General features: G+C 51.6%; 21 protein-coding genes. 10 read left to right on the forward strand and 11 right to left on the reverse strand.

Translation table 11 applies throughout. The features are described 5' to 3' along the window. From B5G28_RS11035 to B5G28_RS11050, 4 genes are all read right to left on the reverse strand, one after another. Positions 1-878 (reverse strand): NADP-dependent malic enzyme (locus B5G28_RS11035; protein WP_144265525.1); only part of this gene is annotated, 878 nt, incomplete at its 3' end. Between the two features lie 17 nt (positions 879-895). Then, positions 896-2,305: a 6-phospho-beta-glucosidase gene (ascB, locus tag B5G28_RS11040; protein ID WP_087248768.1), complete on the reverse strand. Its 1,410-nt coding sequence runs from the start codon at positions 2,303-2,305 to the stop codon at positions 896-898. Between the two features lie 295 nt (positions 2,306-2,600). After that, positions 2,601-4,241: a hydroxylamine reductase gene (hcp, locus tag B5G28_RS11045; protein ID WP_087248770.1), complete on the reverse strand. Its 1,641-nt coding sequence runs from the start codon at positions 4,239-4,241 to the stop codon at positions 2,601-2,603. A 63-nt stretch (positions 4,242-4,304) separates the two neighbouring features. Next, positions 4,305-4,637, reverse strand: a complete 333-nt coding sequence (locus tag B5G28_RS11050) for a cupin domain-containing protein (protein ID WP_087248772.1) — start codon at positions 4,635-4,637, stop codon at positions 4,305-4,307. 186 nt (positions 4,638-4,823) lie between these two features. Here B5G28_RS11050 and B5G28_RS11055 point away from each other — a divergent pair, with 186 nt between their 5' ends. Together B5G28_RS11055 and B5G28_RS11060 are read left to right on the forward strand one after the other, a co-directional pair. After that, positions 4,824-5,501, forward strand: coding sequence for a Crp/Fnr family transcriptional regulator (locus B5G28_RS11055; RefSeq protein ID WP_087248774.1), 678 nt, complete (start codon positions 4,824-4,826; stop codon positions 5,499-5,501). Positions 5,502-5,772: 271 nt separating this feature from the next. Continuing rightward, on the forward strand, positions 5,773-6,633 hold the full coding sequence (locus tag B5G28_RS11060) for a LysR family transcriptional regulator (protein WP_087248776.1): 861 nt from the start codon (positions 5,773-5,775) through the stop codon (positions 6,631-6,633). 286 nt (positions 6,634-6,919) lie between these two features. Here the strand turns inward: B5G28_RS11060 and B5G28_RS11065 are convergent, their stop codons facing one another. From B5G28_RS11065 to B5G28_RS11085, 5 genes are all read right to left on the reverse strand, one after another. Continuing rightward, positions 6,920-8,542 (reverse strand): FAD-dependent oxidoreductase, encoded by a 1,623-nt coding sequence (locus B5G28_RS11065; RefSeq protein ID WP_087248778.1) that lies wholly within the window; start codon positions 8,540-8,542, stop codon positions 6,920-6,922. Positions 8,543-8,545: 3 nt separating this feature from the next. Beyond that, positions 8,546-9,109 (reverse strand): alkyl hydroperoxide reductase subunit C, encoded by a 564-nt coding sequence (ahpC, locus tag B5G28_RS11070; protein ID WP_087248780.1) that lies wholly within the window; start codon positions 9,107-9,109, stop codon positions 8,546-8,548. Positions 9,110-9,238: 129 nt separating this feature from the next. Beyond that, on the reverse strand, positions 9,239-10,045 hold the full coding sequence (locus tag B5G28_RS11075) for a class I SAM-dependent methyltransferase (RefSeq protein ID WP_087248782.1): 807 nt from the start codon (positions 10,043-10,045) through the stop codon (positions 9,239-9,241). A 100-nt stretch (positions 10,046-10,145) separates the two neighbouring features. Then, complete coding sequence (locus tag B5G28_RS11080) at positions 10,146-11,012, reverse strand: alpha/beta hydrolase (RefSeq protein WP_087248784.1); 867 nt, start codon at positions 11,010-11,012, stop codon at positions 10,146-10,148. A 502-nt stretch (positions 11,013-11,514) separates the two neighbouring features. After that, the gene (locus B5G28_RS11085) at positions 11,515-12,372 is read right to left on the reverse strand and encodes a class I SAM-dependent methyltransferase (protein WP_087248786.1); all 858 of its coding nucleotides are present in this window, start codon (positions 12,370-12,372) and stop codon (positions 11,515-11,517) included. Positions 12,373-12,760: 388 nt separating this feature from the next. Between B5G28_RS11085 and B5G28_RS11090 the strand changes: the two genes are divergently transcribed. The 4 genes from B5G28_RS11090 to B5G28_RS11105 all read left to right on the forward strand — a co-directional run bounded on the left by B5G28_RS11090 (position 12,761) and on the right by B5G28_RS11105 (position 16,908). Further along, on the forward strand, positions 12,761-13,183 hold the full coding sequence (locus B5G28_RS11090) for a flavodoxin (RefSeq protein ID WP_087248788.1): 423 nt from the start codon (positions 12,761-12,763) through the stop codon (positions 13,181-13,183). Positions 13,184-13,366: 183 nt separating this feature from the next. Next, complete coding sequence (locus B5G28_RS11095) at positions 13,367-14,284, forward strand: AraC family transcriptional regulator (protein ID WP_087248790.1); 918 nt, start codon at positions 13,367-13,369, stop codon at positions 14,282-14,284. A gap of 171 nt (positions 14,285-14,455) precedes the next feature. Beyond that, entirely contained in the window at positions 14,456-14,728 is a 273-nt protein-coding gene (locus B5G28_RS11100) for a DUF6110 family protein (RefSeq protein WP_087248792.1), read from the forward strand. Positions 14,729-14,784: 56 nt separating this feature from the next. Then, on the forward strand, positions 14,785-16,908 hold the full coding sequence (locus tag B5G28_RS11105) for a heavy metal translocating P-type ATPase (protein ID WP_087248794.1): 2,124 nt from the start codon (positions 14,785-14,787) through the stop codon (positions 16,906-16,908). A gap of 967 nt (positions 16,909-17,875) precedes the next feature. Here B5G28_RS11105 and B5G28_RS11115 read toward each other — a convergent pair. Next, positions 17,876-18,391, reverse strand: coding sequence for a hypothetical protein (locus B5G28_RS11115; protein WP_087248798.1), 516 nt, complete (start codon positions 18,389-18,391; stop codon positions 17,876-17,878). A gap of 745 nt (positions 18,392-19,136) precedes the next feature. Between B5G28_RS11115 and B5G28_RS11120 the strand changes: the two genes are divergently transcribed. From B5G28_RS11120 to B5G28_RS11135, 4 genes are read left to right on the forward strand one after another with little or no spacing between them, the layout of a single operon-like run. Next, a complete protein-coding gene (locus B5G28_RS11120) occupies positions 19,137-20,150 on the forward strand; it encodes an iron chelate uptake ABC transporter family permease subunit (protein ID WP_087248800.1) in 1,014 nt (337 codons plus the stop codon). Further along, positions 20,147-21,124, forward strand: coding sequence for an iron chelate uptake ABC transporter family permease subunit (locus B5G28_RS11125; protein WP_087248802.1), 978 nt, complete (start codon positions 20,147-20,149; stop codon positions 21,122-21,124). The genes B5G28_RS11120 and B5G28_RS11125 overlap by 4 nt, the downstream gene beginning before the upstream one ends. Positions 21,125-21,126: 2 nt before the next feature. Then, positions 21,127-21,879 (forward strand): ATP-binding cassette domain-containing protein, encoded by a 753-nt coding sequence (locus B5G28_RS11130; RefSeq protein WP_087248804.1) that lies wholly within the window; start codon positions 21,127-21,129, stop codon positions 21,877-21,879. A 45-nt stretch (positions 21,880-21,924) separates the two neighbouring features. After that, positions 21,925-22,938: an ABC transporter substrate-binding protein gene (locus tag B5G28_RS11135; protein ID WP_204228850.1), complete on the forward strand. Its 1,014-nt coding sequence runs from the start codon at positions 21,925-21,927 to the stop codon at positions 22,936-22,938. Between the two features lie 240 nt (positions 22,939-23,178). Here B5G28_RS11135 and B5G28_RS14510 read toward each other — a convergent pair. Beyond that, positions 23,179-23,545, reverse strand: a 367-nt coding sequence (locus B5G28_RS14510; RefSeq protein WP_144265527.1) for a transposase, incomplete at its 5' end; no start/stop codon positions are given.

Below are 23,545 nucleotides of genomic sequence, written 5' to 3' on the forward strand. Positions count from 1 at the left end.
GGGTCGATTTCGGGGGTGGGGTTGGCGCAGGCAAAGACAATGGCGTCCCGGTTCATGGTGCGGACCATGTCCGCAGTCAGGCAGCCCGGAACACTGGTGCCGATAAAGACGTCTGCCCCTTCCACGGCTTCCGCCAGGCCGCCGGTCAAACGGCAGGGGTTGGTGACTTCTGCCAGGGCTGCCTTATGGCCCGCCAGCCCTGCCGGGCGGCCGGGATAGAGGATGCCGTGTTCATCCACTGCCACAATATCCTGTACCCCCATGCTCTGCAGCATCTTGATGATGGCGGTACCGGCTGCGCCGGGGCCGTTCTGAACCACACGGATTTCCTCCATCTTTTTTCCGGTCAGCTGCAGGGCATTGATGAGGGCCGCGCTGACCACGATGGCGGTGCCGTGCTGGTCGTCGTGGAACACCGGAATATCGCATGCAGCCTGGAGTTTCTGCTCAATTTCAAAGCAGCGGGGCGCCGAGATATCCTCCAGATTGATGCCGCCGAAGCTGCCGACCAGCAGGCTGACGGTGCGGACAATTTCGTCCACATCCTTGCTGCGGATGCAGAGAGGGATGGCATCCACCCCACCGAAGTTCTTGAACAGGACGCATTTGCCTTCCATCACCGGCATACCGGCTTCGGGCCCGATGTCCCCCAGGCCCAGCACGGCGGTGCCGTCGGTAACCACTGCCACGGTGTTCCAGCGGCGGGTCAGCTCATAGCTCTGAGCGGGATCTTTCTGAATGGCCAGACAAGGCGCCGCCACGCCGGGGGTATAGGCCAGAGAAAGGGCTTCCCGGCTGTCGGTGGGCACCCGGGTAGTCACTTCCAGTTTGCCCCGCACACGGCGGTGGAGTTCCAGAGATTCTTCTGCATAGTTCATCCAAAAACGCCTCCTCTTTACAGCTCTGCGCCATTGGTGGCAATGACATGGGCATAGTAAGCAAAGGAATCTTTCTTCCGCCGGGCCATGGTTCCATGGCCCTCATTGTCCCGGTCCACATACACGAAACCGTACCGCTTTTTCATCTCGCCGGTGCCGGCCGATACAATATCAATGGGGCCCCAGTAGGTGTAGCCCATCACCTCCACCCCGTCCCGGATGGCGTCTTTGAGGGCCTGCAGGTGGCGGCGCAGATAGTCAATCCGGTAGTCGTCGTGGATCTCTCCCTTTTCATCCGGCACGTCCACCTGGCCCAGGCCGTTTTCCACCACGAAAAGAGGGATCTGCCAGCGGTCGTACAGCTCGTTCAGGGTATAGCGCAGGCCCAGCGGGTCAATCTGCCAGCCCCAGGGGGTGGTTTCCAGATAGGGGTTGGGGGTTCCCTGGTCGCCGCCGGTGTCGCCGCAGAAGGGCTGGCCGTACTCATGGGTGGAGGTGCGGTAATAGCTGAAGCCCAGGAAATCGGAAGTGTACTGTTTCAGGATTTCTTCATCCCCCGGCTCCATCTCCACATGGACCTTTTCCTCATCCCAGATGCGGGCCATATAGGCGGGATAGGCGCCCCGGATCATCACATCGCCGAACAGCAGGGACCGCCGGCGGAGCTCCATGGTCTCAAACACGTCCTCCGGCCTGCAGCTGTGGGGGTAGGTGTTGCTGAGGGAGAGCATGCAGCCGATTTCTGCGTCGGGAATGATCTCGTGGCACAGCTTGATGGCCAGACTGTTGGCTACAAACATATGGTGGCTGGCCTGGTACACTGCCTGCTGATGGTTCTCCCCTTCCTGAAAGAAAATGCCGCCGGCCGCGCCGGGCATCCGGCGCATATTGTTGATCTCATTGAAGGTCAGCCAGTATTTCACCTTGTCCTTGTACCGGCGGAACACGACCTCACAGTACCGGAGGAAAAAGTCAATCAGCTTGCGGCTGCGCCAGCTGCCGTAGGCCTCCACCAGGTGCAGCGGGGTCTCATAGTGGCTCAGGGTCACCAGAGGCTGCATTCCGCGGCGAAGCATCTCATCAAAGAGATCGTCGTAGAACTGCAGCCCTTTTTCGTTGGGCTGGGCGTCGTCCCCGTTGGGGAAAATCCGGCTCCAGTTGATGGAGGTGCGGAACACCTTGAAGCCCATTTCCTGCATCAGGGCCAGATCCTCTTTATAGTGATGGTAGAAATCAATGGCCTGATGGCTGGGGTAAAATGTCCCCTCTTTCGGGGGAATGTCCGCTCCATGCTTGATGCCATGGGGAAAGCAATCCGCAATGCTCAGCCCTTTTCCGTCGGCCTCGTAGGCGCCTTCCGCCTGGTTGGCCGCAATGGCTCCGCCCCAGAGGAAGTCCGCAGGGAACTCGGTCTGCAATGGTTTCATGATACACATCCTTTCCTTTGTTTTGGTGGTGTTTTCTGCTGGCATTAGGGTATCACAACCGCCGTTTCTCCGCGATGCTTTCCCCTCATTCTGGATTTATTCTTCAAACTTTTTCTCCCGCCAAGCAAAAAAGACCGCCATTTTGCAACACGGATTGCAAAGCAGCGGTTGGATTGCCTGTTCCATAAATGTATTGGATCTCATGTTTGGCAAATAAAAAGAGCGGCGCCGCTGACACGGCGCCACTCCTGATCCATTTGTATTTCTATAATGGGGGGCATCGGAAGCCTTTGGATCAGGCGTTTTCGCCGAAGAAAAGCTTCATATCCTCCTCCACGGTGCCGATGCCTGCGATGCCGAAGTTCTCTACCAGAACCTTGGCCACGTTGGGGCTGAGGAAGGCGGGCAGCGTGGGACCCAGGTGGATATTCTTGACGCCCAGGTACAGCAGGGCCAGCAGCACGATGACCGCCTTCTGCTCATACCAGGCGATGTTATAGATGATGGGCAGGTCGTTGATATCCTCCAGGCCGAAAACCTCCTTCAGCTTGAGGGCAATCACCGCCAGAGAGTAGGAATCATTGCACTGGCCGGCATCCAGCACACGGGGGATGCCGTTGATGTCACCCAGGGGCAGCTTGTTGTACTTGTACTTGGCGCAGCCGGCGGTGAGGATGACGGCGTCCTTGGGCAGGGCTTTGGCAAACTCGGTGTAGTACTCCCGGCTCTTGGCCCGGCCGTCGCAGCCGCCCATCACCACAAACTTCTTGATGGCGCCGCTCTTGACGGCATCCACCACCTTGTCCGCCAGGGCAAAGACTTGGGCGTGGGCAAAGCCGCCGACGATCTCGCCGGTCTCGATCTCGGTGGGAGGAGCACACTTCTTGGCGTGCTCGATAAGGGCGGAGAAGTCCTTCTGTTCCCCAATCCCGCCGGGGATGTGCTTGCAGCCGGGATAGCCGGCGGCACCGGTGGTGTACATCCGGTCCTTGTAGCTGTCCTTGGGAGGCACAATGCAGTTGGTGGTCATCAGGATGGGGCCGTTGAAGGATTCAAACTCCTCCTTCTGCTTCCACCAGGCGTTGCCGTAGTTGCCCACAAAGTTGGGGTACTTCTTGAAGGCGGGATAATAGTGGGCAGGCAGCATCTCGGAGTGGGTGTAGACATCCACGCCGGTGCCCTGGGTCTGCTCCAGCAGCATCTCCAGATCCCGCAGGTCGTGGCCGGAAACCAGAATGCCGGGGTTCTTCCCTACCCCGATGTTCACCCGGGTGATTTCGGGGTTGCCGTAGGCGGTGGTATTGGCCTTGTCCAGCAGAGCCATGCCCGAGACACCGTACTTGCCGGTTTCCAGGGTCAGGGCCACCAGGTCGTCGGCGCTGAGGCTGTCGTCCAGGGTGGCAGCCAGGGCACGCTGCAGGAAGGCGTCTACCTCTTCATCGTCCTGCAGCAGAGCGTTGGCGTGCTTGGAATAGGCGGACAGACCCTTGAGGCCGTAGGTGATCAGTTCCCGCAGGGAGCGGATGTCCTCATTTTCGGTGGAGAGAACGCCCACCGTCCTGGCCTTCTCCTCCCAGTCTCCTGCGCCATCCCACAGGGCGGCGTCGGGCAGGCCGGCGGTGTCCTTCAGCCGGGCCAGCAGTTCCTGCTTGGCATCCAGGGTGGCTCGGATGCGGGCCTTGATGCTCTCTTTGTCAAAGTTGGCGTTGGTGATGGTCACAAACAGGTTGAGGGTGATCAGGTGATTGATCTCGGGGGCCACTGTCTGGCCCTCTTTGCGCAGGGCCGTGGTGACCGCGGAAATCCCCTTGCTCACATACACCAGCAGGTCCTGCATGGCGGCCACATCCGGCTTTTTGCCGCAGACGCCCACCATGGTGCAGCCTTTGCACCCTGCGGTCTCCTGACACTGAAAACAAAACATCTGACGTTCCATAGCTGTCTCCTTTGAAGCAGTTTTCATTCCGGGGCGGGCATGCCCAGCCCCGGCGTTTTTCTTTTAAAATACAACCACCAGCAGCATTTTGAAAGCTTCTTCACCGTAGACCGCGTGGGGGTGGCCTGCGGGCATCACGATGGACTCGCCTTCATGCAGAAGGTAATCCACGCCGTCAATGGTGATTTTGCCCACGCCGTCCAGGCAGGTGACAAAGGCATCGCCGCCCGACGCATGGGTGCTGATCTCCTCCCCCTTGTCAAAGGAAAAGAGGGTGATGCTCAGAGCGCTGTTCTGGGCCAGGGTCTTGCTGACCACCTGCCCTTCCTGATAGGCGATCTGATCCTTCAAAACCAGGACTTCGGCCTGGCTGATGTTCTTCATTTTGGCTGCCATTGGGTTACCTCCTTGTTTCCCTGGGCTTGCTGTTGGCTCCTGTCTGCCTGTACGCTCTTTGACAGGATGCCCCAGCCAGGGCTCTCTATGCTTTGGGCTTTTCGGCCCAAAAGCTTGCGGGCTTGAGGGTATTGTACTATAATGGAGCCAAAGTGTATGTTGGAATTCCAACAGAAAGGTGATTCTATGGAAGATTTTCTTTCGGTGCTTTCCCGGTGCGCCCTGTTCCAAGGCGTTGCGCCGGAGGAGATCCATACCATCCTCCCCTGTCTCGGGAGCAAAACCCGTTCTATCTCCAAGGGCGGCCCGGTCTTTCTGGAGGGAGAACCGGCCCGGTGGGTGGGGGTGCTGCTGACCGGCACGGCCCAGGTGGTTCATGATGATTACTACGGCAACCGGAGCGTCCTGTCCATCCTGCAGCCGGGCGACACCTTTGGGGAGGCTTTTTCCTGCGCCGGCATTTCCACCATGCCGGTCAGCGTGATGGCGCTGACCGACTGCGAAATTCTGCTTTTGGATTGCAGCCGGGGCATGACCACCTGTTCCCATTCCTGCCATTTTCACACCCAGCTGATTCAAAATCTGCTGAAAGGGATGGCCCTGAAAAATCTGGCCTTCACTGAGAAGATCCGGCATATGTCCAAAAAGACCACCCGTGAGAAGCTGCTGTCCTATCTGCTGCAGCAGGCGAAGAAACAGGGTTCTGCCGCCTTTACCATCCCCTACGACCGGCAGGGCCTGGCGGACTATCTGGGGGTGGAGCGCAGCGCCATGTCCGCTGAACTCGGCAAACTGAAAAAGGCGGGTCTGCTGGACACCAAGGGGTCCTGGTTTTGCCTGAAGGATACCCGCCGGGACGATTGAGGTTCGGTACTGGCACAAGAAAAAGGCCATCCACCATCCGTTAAATGCAGAGGATGGCCGCTTTTTATCATAACGAAACCATTCTATGATCTGTTTCCGCTGGCTCTGCCGTGGGTACAAATCCGGCCATTCGCCGAACATTCTCCCGGAGAAATATGCTGCGGTGCGCTCAGATCATTGATGTTTACACCTTGATTATAGCGCCAATCATTGATAAAATAAAATGCAGAATTGTTATACAGTTATAAACTCACGTAATAGGTGATATGTCATGCTGGATCCTCGATGGAACACATTTCTTGTCTTGTGTGAGACCATGAATTATACCCGGGCTGCGGAGCGGCTTTGCCTCACTCAGCCCGCAGTAACCCACCACATTCACTACCTGGAAGATCACTATGGCTGCCGGCTCTTTATCTATGAGGGCAAAATCCTGCGGCTGACAGAGGCGGGTCTGAAACTGCTTGAGTATACTCGTTCCCTGGCTTACAACAGCCGCAAGGCAGAAGAAGCCATGAAATCCCCTTCTCCGGTCTCTCTGCGGGTAGGAGCCTCCAAAACCATTGGAGAGTTCGTGATTGCGCCGCAGGTGAAACGCTTTTTGCAGGAACATCCCGAGGCCAATTTCTCTCTAACGGTAGACAATACCCAGACGCTGCTGCGGTCTTTGGAGTTTGGCCGGCTGGATTTCGTGCTGTTGGAAGGTTTTTTCGATCGCAGCCGGTACGATGCGACTTTGTACCGAAAGGAGCCTTTTTTCGGAGTATGTTCGCCAGAGCATCATTTTGCAGGCAGAACGGTGGCTGTAGAGGAACTGGATGCAGAGCGCATTCTAATCCGAGAGCCCGGCTCGGGCACTCGAACCATTTTTGAAGACGCCTTGCGCCGCCACAACCGCACCCTGAATCGCTTTTCCAAAACAACAACCATCAGCGATTTTTCTACCATCAAATCTCTGGTTGCGGATGGTCTGGGGATCTCGTTTCTATACGAGGCAGCAGTATCCAAAGAATTGGATTCCGGGGTGCTGGCCCGGTTTGATCTGGCGGAAACGCCTATGAGCGGAGCCTTCTACTTTGTGTGCCTAAAAGAGAATCTGTTTGCCGCCGATTGGATTCACTGGATGGAATGAGCTCCTGCTTTGGGGTGCGGCCTTCTATGGTATTATCCTAACTTCAATCCGATTAACAATCTTTGGTCTGAGGCAAAGGCTTTTTGCACAACTTCAAGTCAGATGCCTGGGCGAATTACCGGATACTATTCAAAATACTTTTTGCTCTTTGGACGGCATCCGATTGTTCAGGGCGGTCTCGTTCTTGTAAAAATTTGCTTTAATTCTGAATACTACTAAATTGTTTTTCTAATTTCTAAATCGATTGCAAAAACGCGTCGCACAAATCGTGCGACGCGTTTTGTGCCTATGGCATCAGCAGCTCCAGTAGCTGCCGGATATTCTTCTTTCCGAAGGAGATCTTCTCCCCACTGTTAACCACCAGGCAGGGCACGCTCATCACCTGATATCGCTCCCTCAAATCGGGAAAGTGATTCAAATCATATACTTGAGCGGAAATATCAGGATGAGCCGCAGCCAAACGCTGCGCCGCCGTCACCAGCTCCGGGCACATGGTACAGGAGAGGGACACCAGCACCTGAAGTTCCACCGGTTTCCGGATGGCCCGGATGGCCGCCTCAGTCTCCTCATCCAGAGCCTGGCCCGGTCCGGCCGCATTGTAGAGCCCCAGGACAAAGGAGGTAAACTCATGGCCTCCGGGCACGCCATGAAAGGCCAGGCCTGTCCAGCTGCCGTCGGAGCGGCAGATCAGGACACAGGGAAGATGCTCGACCTTGGACGGATCGCCCTGCTCCACCGACAGCTTGTCGCTCTGGGCAGCCAGCTCCTGCATATAGTGCTCCAGCTCGGCGGAGACAGGTGTTTCGTCTAAGCAGAGCCGCAGAATCAGGGAGGAAACCATCCGATCGAATACCGTGTGGAGCTGGGAGAGCATCTCCCCAGTAAACAGACCGTCTTTCGTCTGTGCCTGGGCCTCCGGTTCCTGTGTCCGGCTCTTGGGAGCCTGGGGCCGCAAACCGGTTTTCTGCTGCATGGCAGCGCACAGCCGCTCCAACTCGGTGGCAGCCAGAGCGCCGTCGCCCACAGCAGTAACCACCTGGCGCAGAGGCTTGACGCACACATCACCAGCGGCATACAGACCATCCAATGTGGTCTTCTGGCTGCGGTCGGTAAGGATATATCCCTGTCCGTCCAGTTCAGCCAGACCACGGACCAGTTCGGTGGCCGGCTCATACCCAGCAAACACGAACACACCGAAGGTTTCCCCGTCCGCCGCCTGATGCTCCGTCTCCTGCCCGGTCTTGGTGTTGCGCATCCGGATGCTGCGCAGCGCAGTATCTCCGGAAACTTCCTCCACCACCGTATTGGTGAGAATGGTGATCTTCTCATGGTTCCGGGCAGCGTCCGCCGTGGCCTGGGCGCAGCTGAAGTCATCTCCCCGGATGAGGATGGTCACATGCCGGGCGTACTTAGTGAGAAACACGCTCTCCTCCGCTGCGGCAAAGCCGCCGCCCACCACAAAGACATCTTTTCCGCTGAAAAACTCTCCGTCGCAGGTGGCGCAGTAGGCCACGCCCCGGCCCCGGAACTGCTCCTCACCCCGGAATCCCACCATGCGGGGATGGGCGCCGGTGGCCAGCAACACGCCGAAGCAGCTCAGCGCCCCACGGCTAGTGCGGACGGCTTTCACATCGCCCTCCAGTTCCAGGCCGGTGACCTCTGCCAGCAGGAATTCCGCGCCGAAGCCTTCCGCCTGTCTGCGCATGGTCTTGGTCAGTTCAGCACCGCTGGTGCGCTCCACGCCGGGGTAGTTGACCACCTCCGAGGTAATGGTGATCTGTCCGCCGAAGCGTTCCTGTTCCACCACCACCACACGATAACGGGCACGGGCCAGGTAGAGGGCGGCAGTCAGTCCCGCCGGGCCTCCGCCGATGACCACCACATCACAGAGATGTTCCATCTGTTCCATAGCTTACAGCTGCCCCACCAGATCCAGGCTGGGCTTCAGGGTCTCGGCGCCGGGCTGCCACTTGGCGGGGCAAACCTCGTCCCCATGCTCCGCCACAAACTGGCAGGCCTGAACCTTCCGCAGCAGCTCGTCGGCATTGCGGCCCACGTTGCCGGCGTTGACCTCGTAGGCCACAATCTTCCCCTCCGGGTTCACGATAAAGCTGCCACGCTCTGCCAAACCATCGGCTTCGATGTAGACCTCAAAATCCTTGGATAGGCAATGGGTAGGATCAGCCAGCATGGGATACTGGATCTTCTGAATACGCTCAGAGGCGTCATGCCAAGCTTTGTGGACAAAGTGGGTGTCGCAAGAGACTGCATAAATCTCGCAGCCCACCGCCTGGAATTTCTCGTAGAGGTTGGCCAGATCCTCCAGCTCTGTGGGGCAGACAAAGGTAAAGTCGGCAGGGTAGAAGAAAAATACTCCCCACTTGCCCAGAACATCCGATTTGCTAACGGCACGGAAGGTGTTGTTCTGATAGCACTGAACGGTAAAATCAGCAATTTCTTTCTGAATCAGGGACATAAGGCTTGCCTCCATTTATTATTTTGTTCGTTAGTTATAACTAACCTCGTGATGATTATACAGGACTCACAACCTGTCGTCAAGAGAAATTTTTGTAGTTGCCTATGGATCCCCCTGCCCTTTTTATTCTTACAACTTCAGATGGATCATTTTTACCATCCGCAAACGGTCTGAAACCAACATACTGATCCTTGTGGAAAATTGTAGGCCGTTTCTGGGGGTATGGCGATAGTAGGCTTCCTCAGCAAGAACCTTGACCCCGCCGCCGATTTTTTCAGCCAGCTCCACCGCTGAATTCACATAGAAGAACATCTCAGCATCCGCATGCCCCATCTGCTTCATATACTTCTTCCTCATCATGGTCATGCCGCTTTTGCTCACCGTGTCAAAAACAATCTCTATATCTCCAAACTGGCAGAGCATTCGGAACATTCCCAGGACTTTAGTATCTTGGAAATAGTGAAATAGACCGCCCGCAATGATCAAGAGGGGGGCATCTGGCACATCGGCTCGGACTCTCCTGATCCAATTCTCAGCAAAGGCATCACCCACAAGATAGACTTCTCTTTCTGCCTTTGGCAGCAGTTTTCGACGATATTCCATCACTTGTGGCAGATCCACAGCATACCAGAGTGTTCGTCCATTATCGCAACGATTATAGGTTGTTTCCAAACCGCATCCAATTTGGACAATCACACCATTTGGTTTGCGCGCCAGAAACGCCTGGATGAACCGATCCATATTGGCAGATCGAACAGCAGAGGCGAGCAAGGTATACTGGCTCTGACGCTCCTGTTGCAGCACATTGGACGGTAGCTTTTCCTTCAGCTCAAGAGCCTTTTTATCATATAAGATTTGCGGGCAATGCTCACTGGCGTAGAGCCTGCCCAACATGGGGATAAATAGCGTATCTTCCACAACACCTAATTTGGGCATAGCGACTCCTCCTTCTTTTTAGGGATTCTTCCTGACAGCATATATAGAAAATTCCATGGACAGAATTAAAAACTTCCTGTTTGAATCTTTCGTTGGGGTGTTAATCAGAGCGAGTTTTGATAAATTCGGTCACCAAGTCTATATAGTCCTCCAACCGCACCATCAGAGCCAAATGTCCACCGGTCAGCCTTTCAACTACTGTGGGGTTGGGCATCAGGTTAATTAGGTCATACTTACAGGCAGGGGTGAATGTTGTATCGTCTCTTGACAGAATCAACAGCACCCTACCTTCCCATGTAGCGAAATCATCCCGGGTCAAATCAAGGTAATGCTTCGCGTCTATCAGAAAGTCGATCATATGCGCCTCATAAGGTTTAGTGAGCAGCTCCAGCATGGAATCGCACATTTCCTTTATTCCTGCCTTTTCCTCTGGCGTAAAGTCTTCCGTTGTGTTTTTCAGCACCATCCACTTCATAATCTGTTTAATGACGGAAAAAGGCAGGATAGACAGCCACTTTCTGAACTTCTGTTGGCCCTCAAGTATTCTCATCAGGTCCCGATACCCGGCCTCGCTCATGCTGCCGGATAGTGAACAGGTATTCGAGAGAACCAAACCCTCTACTACATCCGGGTGACGCTGAGCAATAATTTGAGCTACAACGCCGCCCAAGGACTGTCCCACCAACCAAACTTTTTCCCTCAGACTGTGTAGCAGTTCCACTACAGCATCAGCAAACTCGCCATTGTCCGCAAAGGGAATTTGATAATCAAAGGTCAAAACCGAAAAGTCTCTGGAAAATCGGTCAAAGTGCCGGTAAAACAGATCCGATAAGCCAATACCGCCAGTAAGCAGCACCAGAGTTGCTCTGGCTTCAGGATTTTTATAGTAACGATAGAAAAATGTTTTTCCACTACTGACTATAAAAGCATCCTCAGGATAAACCTGGCGAAATTCTGCAAGTGTCATAAAAATACTCCTTTCAGATCCGGACGAACAGAGATCCGAAATAGTTTGATTTCATTTAGAATAGTAAAAACGTTTGCTTACCCCCTATCTGTGGCAAGTATTTTAAATCCATTTTCTCCCCCTTTGCCGATGTTCATTTAAGCTCCCAGCGCCACAGTTGGTGTTAATTTCCCAGACAGCTTTTGATTTTCTCAACCACTAAGCCTCCGCGATGCAGATGCGGTATTAACCGTTCTAACCCCAGCAGGAATACCATGCCGAGCCAGAACTCAACAACTGCAGGTACAAAAGACCATCTTTCCATGTCAGATGTTTGTTCCATTGCAGGCAGCAGACTCCAGATGGAAGCCTCTGCTATCACCTCGCAAAGCCGATAAGTACACGCTATACCAGCCCACTTTAAATTATCTTTTATAAAAAAGCGCAGAACGCACCCAATGTCGTCCCCGCAAAAGGAATCAGCAGTCCTTGCCATAGTTCAATCAGCATAACCTACTCCAATCTAATCGTAAATGTATTCTGCAAAGTCTATCCGGACGATCTGTAGGTGCATGAGTTCATCGGCCATCTTTGCCAGCAGTCGGTGGATAGGCCGAACCGCTGGAGCATGAAGCGATTGATAGCCCAGCATATAGCCCCGACTGGAAACCAAAAAAAGCTGCGACCAAGGTTCCAACTCCTGTTTGGCGTTCTTTACGGAAAAATAGGCGCCCACATCTCGAATACCCGCCTGCTTCACCCAAGTTTTCAGCATCAGTCGAACTGCTGCTTGTCCGGCTGCATCAAAAACAAGTCGCCCTCCAGGGAATCGTTTTGCGATATCTATGGTCAAAGATTTAACTGCTTCTGTTGTAAAATAGTAAAAGACTCCGGAGGCAAATAGTACTGCCCCCTCCGCAGGGTCGGTGCAGACGGCTTCCATCCAGCTCGGATTTTTCAAATCAAAGGCCAGGTTTTTTTCTCTTTCTCCGGCAGGAAGCAGGCGATCCCGAATCTCAATGACTTCCGGCAGATCGATGTTCCAGATGCTGCAATGGCCATTGTCACAGATTCGCCCGGTATTGTCCAAACCGCATCCCAGATTGATGACTGCAGCTTTGGGATGGACTTTAAGATAGTTTCGCACCTCCCAGGCGAGGTCATTCTGGCGCATAGCAACCTCCAGAGCACCGAAGGTATGCATCAGGCTGTTTGAGTGCCGTTCCAACCGTGAAAAGTCACACTCTACTTTCTCTATCAGCATTGCCGCCGTTGTATCCTGATAAAGTTCGGGAAATCGTTGCGAGCAGAGCCGTCGGCCATACAGCGGGATAATGAGCGTTTCCTGAACAGAATTCTTCTCAATTTTGTATTTTTCCATACTCCCTCCTTAAAAATTGTGGTACTCTATATACGATTATAGTTAGCACTAGTTAACCGGTCAAGTCTTTTTCAATTCATTTTCACCATGAATAACAGCCCTCCAAGACAACATAGTAAACATCCATAGCTCTCCATCTCTCCTGCTGTGTTAGAGATGCCTTAAAGAAACAAGCTCTTCAGATGTTTTCCTCTTGACAATTTCTAATTCCAACTATATAATAATCGCATCGGTTAGTCATGCATAACTAACCGATGCGATTAGATAGCAATCGGCAGATGCTTTTCTGCGCTGTGATTAGCCGTAGTAGCGAGGGAAAACCGTCGAGGATTCATCACAGCTTGATGGTTCAAACTCTAAAAACAAAAAAGAAAGGTTGTTATGTTCTATGCGTAAAGTTGCAGTTGTTTACTGGAGCAGCACTGGCAATACCGAAGCTATGGCTTCGGCCGTTGCTGAGGGTGCCAAAGAGAAGGGTGCAGAAGTATCCCTAGTTACGGCCGCCGCATTTTCTCCAGAACAGGTAAACGAATATAATGCTATCGCATTTGGCTGCCCCGCTATGGGAGCAGAGCAGCTGGAAGAGTGCGAGTTCGAGCCCATGTTCAGTGCCTGCGAAGGAAGACTGAGCGGAAAGAGCATCGCCTTGTTCGGCTCTTATGGTTGGGGCGATGGTGAATGGATGCGCAGCTGGGAGAGCCGCTGTCAGGATGACGGAGCCAATCTCATTTGCGATAGCGTAATTTGCAACGAATCTCCGGATGACGATATCCTGTCGGCCTGCCGCGCATTGGGCGCATCTCTGACATAAACATCCCAAATACACTGGTAAGAGTGTTTTCCTCCCCTATTTCAAGCACTCTTCAAAAAAGCGAACCGGTTGAATTCTTCCCATTTTCCGCCGGTTCGCTTTATGTTGTATTGATTCTCGTTAGAACAGTTTTTAAAACACATCTTGTTTGTTCTGTCCTATTTATCCTATGGGAGAGCAGATATGTTGTACGAGTACTTATCCAGTCAAAAACATATTTCATGGAATTCCAGTCTGCCCGGCGTAAAAATTTGCCAGTTTCATCTACAAGGTTGTTCCCAAGACAAGCGCTTGAAGCTCTCGGTTTTATCCAACACACATCATTTTGAAGCGTTCTTTTGCTCAGGCGGGCAACTGATTGTCGAATCCACAAGCACCTGTCCCGTTATACTTCAATCACAGGGAATATTCCTTCTTTCTGATGAATCCAAACTGTGCTCTATTCAGATTAGTCAGGATCTGCAAGGCGTTCTAATAGCCGTGAACCCCAGTGCTGCTCAATCCAGTCTGTCCTCCATCTGCCATATCTTGGGGCTGAAACTGGACATCCATGCGATACGCAAAAAAATAACAAATCAAAATGGTTATGCCATTCTCACAGATATTCCCTGGGCTAAAGCGTTATTTGAGGATCTGAGACGTTTGCCACCGGATCATCGTGAGGGATACTGTGTGTTTAAAACGGTAGAGTTACTGTATTTATTTTGTGCCAACACTTCCACTGCCGGAGTTCTTTCTGAAACATCATCCAACGCCTATCCATCCCTCTCAATTTCTCAAGTAAGAGCTTATCTGGAAAGCCATTTGGAAGAAAAACATACTATTCCTTCTCTATGTCACCGTTTCTCCCTCTCCCCCACTTCTTTGAAAACTGGATTTCGCCGTATGTATGGGCAGCCTCTCCACCGCTGGCTGACACAGCAGCGGATTCATCGTGCGTGCGAACTTTTGCGTCAGTCAAACTTGCCCATCCTTACAGTCGCGCAAGCTGTAGGATACGACAGCGCCAGTCAGTTCAGCGTTGTATTCAAAAGATACTGCGGTATGACACCGGGCCAGTTCAAAAAAATGTCCGATTCCGGCGATCCGAGTCTTTTTTAATAAAGACAATTGCAACATCTGTCTGTATAATGATTAAAATACAGCCTGAAACTTGAGATGGGAGGCATTGCAGTGAAACAGCATCGATTTTGGGCTTGGGGTGCGCTCCTCTGTATGATCATGGTTATGATTACAGGTTACAAACGCAAATAAAGGAGGACATATATTGCGATGAACATTTACACAAAGTTGGCTTGTTTTGTAGGCGGGGCCCTTTTCGGATCTTTTGGCGTGAAGCTGTTGTCCAGCAAGGACGCCAAAAAGGCGTATGTACATGTGACAGCTGCCGGGCTCCGAATGAAGGATTCCGTGATGGAAACCGTTACTACCGTTCAGGAAAATGCCGCAGATATTCTGGCCTCGGCCAAAGATATGAACGAGGCCAGAGCAGCCTTGGAAGCAGAAGAGACTACTGCCGCCAGCCTTGAAAGCGACGAAACCTGATATATCCTGAGAGGGAGCTGCATGGGCGGCTCCCCTTTTTTGTAAAGGAGAACCGAATGAACGCAACCATATTGCATGAAAGCCGTGGCCGTATCCGGCTAAAACTGAGGCAAAAACGGATGACACTCGCACAGGCGGATCTTCTGGAGGCCTGGCTTCAGGCAAAGCCATGGACTCGGCAAGTCTCTGTCCATGAACGTACCTGCTGTGTAATTCTTTATTACAGTGGCTCCCGGCAAACCGTCCTGGACGAACTCCGCCATTTTTCCTGGTCGGACGCCAAGTTGTCACCCACACTTTCTGCACACAGTACCCGGGCATTAAATCGGGAGTTTGAAGAAAAGCTGGTGAGCAAAGTCTTGTGCAAAGCCGCATCCGCCTTGTTTCTCCCGCCGCCTGTACGAATTGTCCGGGTCTTGTGGCATATGATCCCTTTTATAAAGCGCGGACTACTCTGCATCCTCCATCGAACAATAAAGGTCGATCTTCTGGATGCTTTTTCCATCTCCATTTCCGTGTGCCGCAGGGACTTCGGGACAGCAGGAATGGTCATGTTTCTTCTGGAAATAGGCGAACTGCTGGAGGAGTGGACCCGAAAAAAATCGGTGGAAGACCTTGCACGGTGTATGTCTCTGAATGTTGATCGAGTGTGGGTACGAACTCCACAGGGTGAAATTCTGGTTCCGATCTCTCAAGTTCAGCCGGGAGATGCTGTGATTGTTCGTGCAGGGGGAATCATTCCAGCAGACGGATCGATACTGGAAGGTGAATGCACGGTCAACCAGTCCTCCCTCACCGGCGAATCAATCCCTGTACCAAAACATCCTGGAAGCATGGTCTATGCAGGAACTGTACTGGAAGAAGGCGAGTGCGTTCTGGAAGTAAAACAATCCTCCGGACAAAGCCGTTACGACCAGATCGTCCACATGATTGAACAGTCGGAGCAACTAAAATCCTCTGTTGAAAGCAAAGCAGCCAACCTTGCCGACAAACTCGTTCCCTATACATTTGCCGGCAGTATTCTTAATTTTATTCTCAGTCGGAATATTACTCGGGCGCTATCCGTGCTGATGGTGGATTTTTCCTGTGCTTTAAAATTAGCCATGCCGCTGGCGGTAATTTCCGCCATGCGCGAAGCTGGAAAATCCCATATCACCATAAAAGGCGGGAAATTTCTGGAAGCAGTGGCTGCTGCGGACACAATCGTTTTTGATAAGACGGGCACCTTGACCCACGCATGTCCAAAAGTCGTTCAGGTGATACCCTTTGGCGGGAAAACAGAGACCGAGATGCTGCGCCTGGCCGCTTGTCTGGAGGAGCATTTTCCCCATTCTATGGCCAATGCCGTTGTGGAAGAGGCAAAGATCCGCGGCTTGATTCATGAAGAATATCATTCCAAGGTGGAGTATCTAGTAGCACATGGGATTGCCAGTACTGTAAATGGTGAACGTGTCCTCATCGGTAGTGCCCATTTTATATTTGAAGATGAACATTGTGTGATTCCAGCTGGAGAGGCCGAACGTTTCGAAAACCTTCCTCCGGAGTATTCCCATCTATACCTGTCGATCGGCGGGCAGTTAGCTGCAGTAATCTGTATTTCTGATCCCTTGCGGGAAGAAGCAAAAAGCGTTCTTGCTGCGCTCCGCACACTGGGCATTACTAATCTTATTATGCTTACAGGAGACAGCCATCGCGCGGCTTCTACGATTGCTGCTCAGGTTGGAGTGGATGAATTCCGCTCCGAGGTGCTCCCTGCTGACAAAGCCGATTTTATCGCACATCTCCGGAAATCTGGCCATACGGTATTGATGGTTGGAGACGGTATCAACGATTCCCCTGCTCTATCGGAAGCAGATGCCGGCATCGCTATTAGCGATGGTGCAGCCATAGCCCGGGAAATCGCGGATATTACCATCGCCGCCGACAGTCTCTGGGAATTGGTGGAGTTGCGTCGAATTTCCTTGGAACTCATGACACGCATTCACTCCAACTATCGTTTTGTTATTGGTTTTAATGGCACCCTGATCGCTTTGGGTATGGCCGGCATAATCTCCCCCGCCACATCCGCGATGCTTCATAATCTTTCCACTTTGGCTGTCAGTCTGCGGAGTATGAGTTCATTGCCGAAAAATAAAAAACCAGTTCTTTTAATTCCTGGTAACACTAGCAAAAGTCTCTAATCCAGCCGTTTTCTTCTTAGATAATTCAACTTAAAAACTGCGCATTTCTACTCAGCCCTGGAGTTCTAAAACATTTCGGCATTCTGTTAGTTGTTGAGGTTCAGCTCACATATGGCGGGCTTCCGGATGAAAAATAGTTTCGGGGCCAGGGCGTGGTCTACTGTGCCAACTGTAACGGAAAACTTTTCACCAGGAAGGATGTCTTTGCAGTCTCCCGCCCCATATCATGACGAGTGTTCCTACAGCATTTGAAAAGCTGTAAGAGCACTCGTTTTTATTATTTTTATCCAGCGATTTCAGCCGGGATGCAGTTAATGAACACTCTCTTCTGGGTATTGAGACGGTCACATCAGGAATTGGCAGGAGTAACATTTTAGAAAGCGTGCTTTCTCCCACATAGTTATTTTTGATACGAAGCCTCTACTCCCACATACCGTTCATTTTTCCGCATTGTAAACCTCTACTTTCTCAACCAATCCGTTTAACATCCAGAGCGTAAGCTTGTATACTCAGGTATACTTTCACACCAAAGAGATGGATAAGTTCCTGTCTGCCATTGGCCAGAGCAAAAACCAAATCGCCAAGCGGGTCAATGCTCCGCTTATCAGGCCGATATGGAAGAGCTCTGCTGGAAAAGCTGATTCAGATATGGCACTTACAAAGACACATCCTATTAAGTCAACGCTGAAAGAGGCCATTGACAACATCTGCAGTCCTAACAAGATGATCAGGAAGCTATTAGTACCCTCATTTGGCTATGACGCGAGACTTTTAACATTTAATTTGAATGGACACACCGCCATACTATCGACCAAAATATACACCTGACTTAAGACTTTGAGCCTGTCGAGGTATCCGCCGAGGAAGCCGTGAGATCAGAATGCAACTGGCAAAATAAATATGGGCGGCAGGTACGAGTTTGTACTTGCCACCCATATTGATGCAATGTATCTTCTTTTCTTACAGCTCACCAAAACATATCAATAAGTACCCCCAGTCCTGCCTGGGCCGCCGCAAGGATGGGGCACATCAAAAACGGCCACTGGAGCAGGTGCTCCGGCAGAGCGTAACCTTTCATCCAAGCTTTGAACGCATAACTGGGGTGTCCCTCAGTTCCGGGAATGATAAACTGTTTTTTTGCTTTCTTTTGGATCAGCCAAAAATCCAGAAAGAACAGATCACAGAAATTAATCATTATCCATTGGATATACCCGGTCAGAGCCAGATGCCAAAATCCTGTTGTTCCGCCCTCCACAGCGCTGACAGCGCCATAAAGAAGAAGGGGCAGCAACTCCCCAAAACAGATCCAAAGCCAATAAAAACGTTTTTCCGCTCTGGTGGGAGGCTCTTTCGCCGCCTTGATGATGGCGGATGGATAACAGGGGAACATCAGCCGGGGGCGATATAGTGCCACCAAACCAGCAAACAGGTTAAAGTAAGCTGCCATAGCAAACCCGTCCAGAATGCTGCGCGTCCAGTTCATGGAAATCCTCCTATCTTTATAAGAAACTTCTCTGTTATTTATTGCCCAAACGCCCCATATTCTCTCGAATCGCCAGCGCACAAAGACAGCGCTTTTTCGTATTTGAGTCGATGATAACTTTAGGAAAATCAGTTTCAGAGAGAAAAGCTGTCAGCCAGGTTTGATTGGAGCTACACATTCCATCAATTATCCACCTGTCCATCAATCCTTCCGGCTTGCAGCTATTGATGAAAAAAACTCTAATATTCCATATCTGCTTTCAGAAGCCGAAAGCAATGTTAGATTATACTAACTAAAGTCATTATACATCCTGGCTATCGGAAAATCAATATACAAGTTATGCACATTCCCACAGCACCTGCTGGGCTAATCCCCTGCTTATCCAAGCCTAATAACAAAAAAGAAGCGAGAGCGTCACCTTCGGTATTGACCGAAGGTGATATTACCGAGTTTTGAAAAAGTTCTGTAACACCACTCGTCCCCCTAAAAGAACACAGTCTATCCCCCTTGCACAAGCACTCCTATGCACAACACACAAAAATGCAAATTTATTCCGTCTTCTTTTTGTTCCTCATGCAAGGTTAAACATAACCAACCAACTGTGTTATAATATTGCTACGATGCGCAGTGCGTGATGCATGGTAAGTCCAATCGCCGCTGCGCATCTTTCGCTGCGCAGAGTTAGTCACTACTAATCATCAAGAAGGGAGAGGATTTTATTAAACCGTTTCGTTCAACAATTGTTCTGTCTGCAGTCCTTGCAGTCTTATCCTGTTATTCGCTTTTTGTAGGGGTAATCGATCTTACACCAGGCGAACTGTTATTGGGAAATTTGGAACAACTGGAAATCTTTATTATCTCGCGCCTGCCCCGCCTGCTGGCCATTTTGTGTACCGGTATAGGTATGAGTGTAGCAGGACTTATTATGCAGCAGCTGTGCAGTAACAAATTTGTATCTCCCACTACAGGAGCTACCATCTCCTCGGCTCAATTTGGTATTTTGTTGGCGCTTCTGTTCATGCCAGCCTCCACACTATGGAGCAGGGCCATCTTCGCCTTTGCCACAGCTATTCTGGGTACCTGGATTTTTGTTTGGTTTATCCAGAAAATACAGTTTAAAGACGTGGTCATGGTCCCTCTGGTGGGCATCATGTTCGGCAATGTCATCGGTGGAATCACCAACTATCTGGCCTACAAATACGAAATGACCCAGGCACTGTCCTCCTGGCTAGTAGGGCACTTCTCTCTTGTACTCAAAGGGCGGTATGAGATTGTCTGGCTCACTGTACCGCTGGTTATTCTGGCCTTTGTCTTTGCCAATCACTTCAACATTGTGGGCATGGGCAAAGATTTTTCCAAAAATCTGGGCGTGCCCTACAATCTAGTTTTGTTCGCCGGGCTGACCATCGCTGCCATGATCACCGCTAGCATTGTGGTAGTGGTTGGTTCTATCTCCTATATCGGCCTGATTGTCCCCAATGTAGTGGCCATGTACAAAGGAGATAAAATTCGTGGCACCCTGGTGGACACCGCCCTTTTCGGTGCCCTCTTTGTGCTAGTGTGCGACATGATTGGCCGCATCGTAATCGCCCCCTACGAATTACCCATCGAACTGATTGTAGGTATTCTAGGAAGTCTTATCTTTATCGGCCTGCTTTTTTACCGGCTCAAGTACGGACGGAAGGCCATCCGCCTGGGCAGCGCCGGAACCGGCGGCTGTGCGGCTATGCCCAACCTGAAAGGAGGTACGGACCAGTGAATTCTACTGTTATCCGCTCCAACCGGCGTAAGCTTCTGATCCTGGCTGCCATCGTTCTTCTCTGCGCTGCAGGGTATATGCTGGTAGATGTGAATTTTTCCAACCCCAAATTATTTGCTTACGCCATGAAGATCCGCATCCCAAAACTTATTGTCATGCTGATTACCGCCTTTTCCATAGGTGGGGCCTCGTTAGTCTTTCAATCCATCATCAACAATACTATCGTGACCCCCTGTCTGCTGGGGATGAATTCCCTGTACACCCTGATTCACACAGCTGTGGTGTTTTTCCTAGGCTCAGCCAGCATCGTAGCCACCAATGCCAATCTGTCCTTTGCAGTGGATGTGATGCTTATGGGCATCATCGCCACCATCATCTATAGCTGGATCTTTAAAAAGACTAAGCACAATGTGCTGTATGTCCTGCTGGTGGGTACGGTACTGACTTCCTTTTTTGGCAGCATACAAACCACACTAACGCGGGTGATGGATCCCAATGAATACGACAGCCTGCTAAACACACTGGTGGCCAGTTTCAGCAATATCAACTCCGAGATCATCGTCTTCTCTCTGGTCCTTCTGGCCTCCGTCATCTTTGCATTGCGTAAGGAGTTAGCACTGCTGGATGTGCTGACTTTGGGAAAAGATCAGGCTATCAATCTAGGAGTAGACTATGACCGTTGCATCCGCCGCCTGCTGCTGGGTGTAACCCTTTGCATCGCTGTGGCCACCGCCATGGTGGGCCCCATATCCTTTTTGGGACTTATCATCGCCAACCTGTCCCGGCAGCTGCTCAAAACTTTCCGCCACACTCAGCTGATCCTGGGTTCGGCTCTGTTTGGTATGATCGTTCTGGTGGGCGGACAGCTCATTGTCGAGCATGTGTATTCCTACTCCGTGCCGGTGAGCGTATTCATCACAGTGGGCGGTGGCCTCTATTTCCTATATCTCCTTTTGACCAGAAAGAAGGTGTGACTATGCAGATCAAGGAACTGACCAAACGATATGATGGAAAAACTGTAGTGGATGGAGTAACCTTTTCCATTCCCAAAGGAAAGGTAATCTCTCTCATCGGTCCCAACGGCGCGGGCAAATCCACTGTTATGGGGATGATTTCCCGGCTGATTGCTCACGACAGCGGGTTGGTGGATTTCGAAGGCAAGGACATCGGAAAATGGAAGAGTAAAGAGCTCTCCAAGCGGTTGGCAATCCTGACCCAAAGCAACAATATTCAGATGAAACTGACCGTACGGGAGCTGGTGACCTTCGGGCGTTTTCCCTATTCAGGCAATCGAGTCACCCCTGAGGATCAGAAAATTATTGACCGCGCCATTGCGTATATGGAACTGGAGGACTTTCAGGACCGATTCATTGACGAACTCTCCGGCGGCCAACGGCAGCGTGCGATGATTGCTATGGTCATCGCCCAAGACACCGAGTATGTTTTGCTGGATGAACCCACTAACAACCTGGACATCTACCATGCCACCAACATGATGAAGATCGTCCGCCGCCTTTGCGACGAACTTGGAAAGACGGTGATTTTGGTGCTGCACGAGATTAACTATGCAGCATTCTATTCCGATTATATCTGTGCTTTTAAGGACGGAAAAATCGCTAGATTCGGCACAGTTGAGGAGGTGATGACCAAAGAGAACCTATCGCAGATTTACGGGGTGGACTTCGAAATCCTAACCATTGCAGGCAAACCCTTGTCCATCTACTATTAACCCAATTTTCGGTACTTTTCAGAAAAGGAGCAAGTAAACATGAACATGAAAAAGATGGTTTCTCTCACCCTGGCCGGCGTAATAGCCCTGAGCCTCATGGCCTGCACTGCACAGAGCGGCAGCGCATCTTCCGAAAACACATCTGCCCCTAGCAGCGTCAGCCAGACCGCCGACGAAGCCCAGACCCCCGAGACTGTAACCATCACCAGTCTCAATGCCAGCAAGGAGGAGACCGAGCTGGTAGTACCTTATGACCCCCAGCGCATCGCTATCCTGGATATGGCGTCCTTGGACATTCTGAACGCCCTTGGCGTGGGCGACCGGGTGGTGGGCACCGCCTCCACCAGCCTGGAGTACCTCCAGGACTACATCAATGACGATATCGCCAACCTGGGCACCATCAAGGAAGCCGATCTGGAGGCTGTCATGGCTTGTGAGCCGGACGTAATCTTCATCGGCGGTCGCCTTTCCTCCAGTTACGACGCCCTCAGCGAGATCGCTCCCGTGGTCTATCTGGCCACGGATACCGAACTTGGCGTGGTAGAGAGCGTGCAACAGAATGCTACCACCATCGCCTCCATGTTCGGTCTGGAGGATAAGGTGGATGAACTGATGGCTGACTTCGATGCCCGTATCACCGCTCTCCAGGCCGTCTCTGAGGGCCAGACTGCCATCGTGGGTATGTGTACCAGCGGCAGCTTCAATGTGCTGGGCAACGATGGCCGCTGCTCCATTATCGGCGTGGAAGTCGGCTTCGAAAACATTGGTGTAGATGCCAATATTGATACCTCTACCCACGGCAACGAAGCGTCCTTCGAATTCATTGTTGAGAAGGCCCCCGATTACATCTTTGTTATGGACCGCGACGCCGCAATCGGTACCGATGGTGCCAAACTGGCTCAGGAGATCATGGAGAACGAACTGGTCATGAGCACCGAAGCTTACAAAAACGGTAATATCGTATATCTGGCTCATCCCGCTGTGTGGTATACCGCCGAGGGCGGCATCACGGCACTGGATCTCATGCTGCAGGATCTGGAGAGCGAACTGTTGCGTTAGTCGGTTGTTCAATGATCTTATTGATTTAAAAGTGGCAGCAGACCAATTAAGCAAAGTCAATAGCATAAGTGGCCAACAGGGTCAAGAGTAGATGGTTTTCACCACCGCTTCGCCGCTCTTGACCCTGTCAGCCACTTACGCTAAGCAGAAAACAAGGGCAGCAAACGCTGCCAAATTTTCATTTGGGCATAACAAACAAAGCCCTGCGTCTGTTTCCAGGGCCTGAGTTTCTCAAAAGCTTCAGGCTGCCTTTACAAATCCCTGTTCAGCTGCATGCTGCTCTGGTGTTTTCAGCTCAAAAGGTTTCTGGTCGCGTAAGACCGCAAAGATAATAAAGACCAATTTGTGCATCGACGCTGCTAGAGCAACCTTTGCCGGTTTGTTTTTACATTTCTTCTCATAATAACTGAGCAGTACAGGATTTGGTGCTGGTTGCTTCCCATGCTTACAAATCGCATTAACTACTCCCATATGAAGTGAGGCTCTAGCATAGGGCGATCCACGCTTTGAAATCTTGTTTTTCGTGCCTCTGAATGTTCCGGACTGCCGTTCAGATGGGTCTAACCCAAAGTAAGCTGCAAGCTGTTTAGGCTTTTTGAACAGAGTG

It is taken from the genome of Faecalibacterium sp. An77 (assembly GCF_002161315.1).
Lineage (GTDB): Bacteria > Bacillota > Clostridia > Oscillospirales > Ruminococcaceae > Faecalibacterium.

Coding starts and splice junctions, on each gene's coding strand:
- ahpC (WP_087248780.1), bottom strand. CDS start 9,109: ATGTCCCTGATTCAGAAAGAAATTGCTGATTTTACCGTTCAGTGCTAT.
- B5G28_RS11055 (WP_087248774.1), top strand. CDS start 4,824: ATGGAAGATTTTCTTTCGGTGCTTTCCCGGTGCGCCCTGTTCCAAGGC.
- B5G28_RS11105 (WP_087248794.1), top strand. CDS start 14,785: ATGAACGCAACCATATTGCATGAAAGCCGTGGCCGTATCCGGCTAAAA.
- B5G28_RS11080 (WP_087248784.1), bottom strand. CDS start 11,012: ATGACACTTGCAGAATTTCGCCAGGTTTATCCTGAGGATGCTTTTATA.
- B5G28_RS11075 (WP_087248782.1), bottom strand. CDS start 10,045: ATGCCCAAATTAGGTGTTGTGGAAGATACGCTATTTATCCCCATGTTG.
- B5G28_RS11115 (WP_087248798.1), bottom strand. CDS start 18,391: ATGAACTGGACGCGCAGCATTCTGGACGGGTTTGCTATGGCAGCTTAC.
- B5G28_RS11130 (WP_087248804.1), top strand. CDS start 21,127: ATGCAGATCAAGGAACTGACCAAACGATATGATGGAAAAACTGTAGTG.
- hcp (WP_087248770.1), bottom strand. CDS start 4,241: ATGGAACGTCAGATGTTTTGTTTTCAGTGTCAGGAGACCGCAGGGTGC.
- B5G28_RS11095 (WP_087248790.1), top strand. CDS start 13,367: ATGTTGTACGAGTACTTATCCAGTCAAAAACATATTTCATGGAATTCC.
- B5G28_RS11090 (WP_087248788.1), top strand. CDS start 12,761: ATGCGTAAAGTTGCAGTTGTTTACTGGAGCAGCACTGGCAATACCGAA.
- B5G28_RS11060 (WP_087248776.1), top strand. CDS start 5,773: ATGCTGGATCCTCGATGGAACACATTTCTTGTCTTGTGTGAGACCATG.
- B5G28_RS11085 (WP_087248786.1), bottom strand. CDS start 12,372: ATGGAAAAATACAAAATTGAGAAGAATTCTGTTCAGGAAACGCTCATT.
- B5G28_RS11050 (WP_087248772.1), bottom strand. CDS start 4,637: ATGGCAGCCAAAATGAAGAACATCAGCCAGGCCGAAGTCCTGGTTTTG.
- B5G28_RS11100 (WP_087248792.1), top strand. CDS start 14,456: ATGAACATTTACACAAAGTTGGCTTGTTTTGTAGGCGGGGCCCTTTTC.
- ascB (WP_087248768.1), bottom strand. CDS start 2,305: ATGAAACCATTGCAGACCGAGTTCCCTGCGGACTTCCTCTGGGGCGGA.
- B5G28_RS11065 (WP_087248778.1), bottom strand. CDS start 8,542: ATGGAACAGATGGAACATCTCTGTGATGTGGTGGTCATCGGCGGAGGC.
- B5G28_RS11135 (WP_204228850.1), top strand. CDS start 21,925: ATGAAAAAGATGGTTTCTCTCACCCTGGCCGGCGTAATAGCCCTGAGC.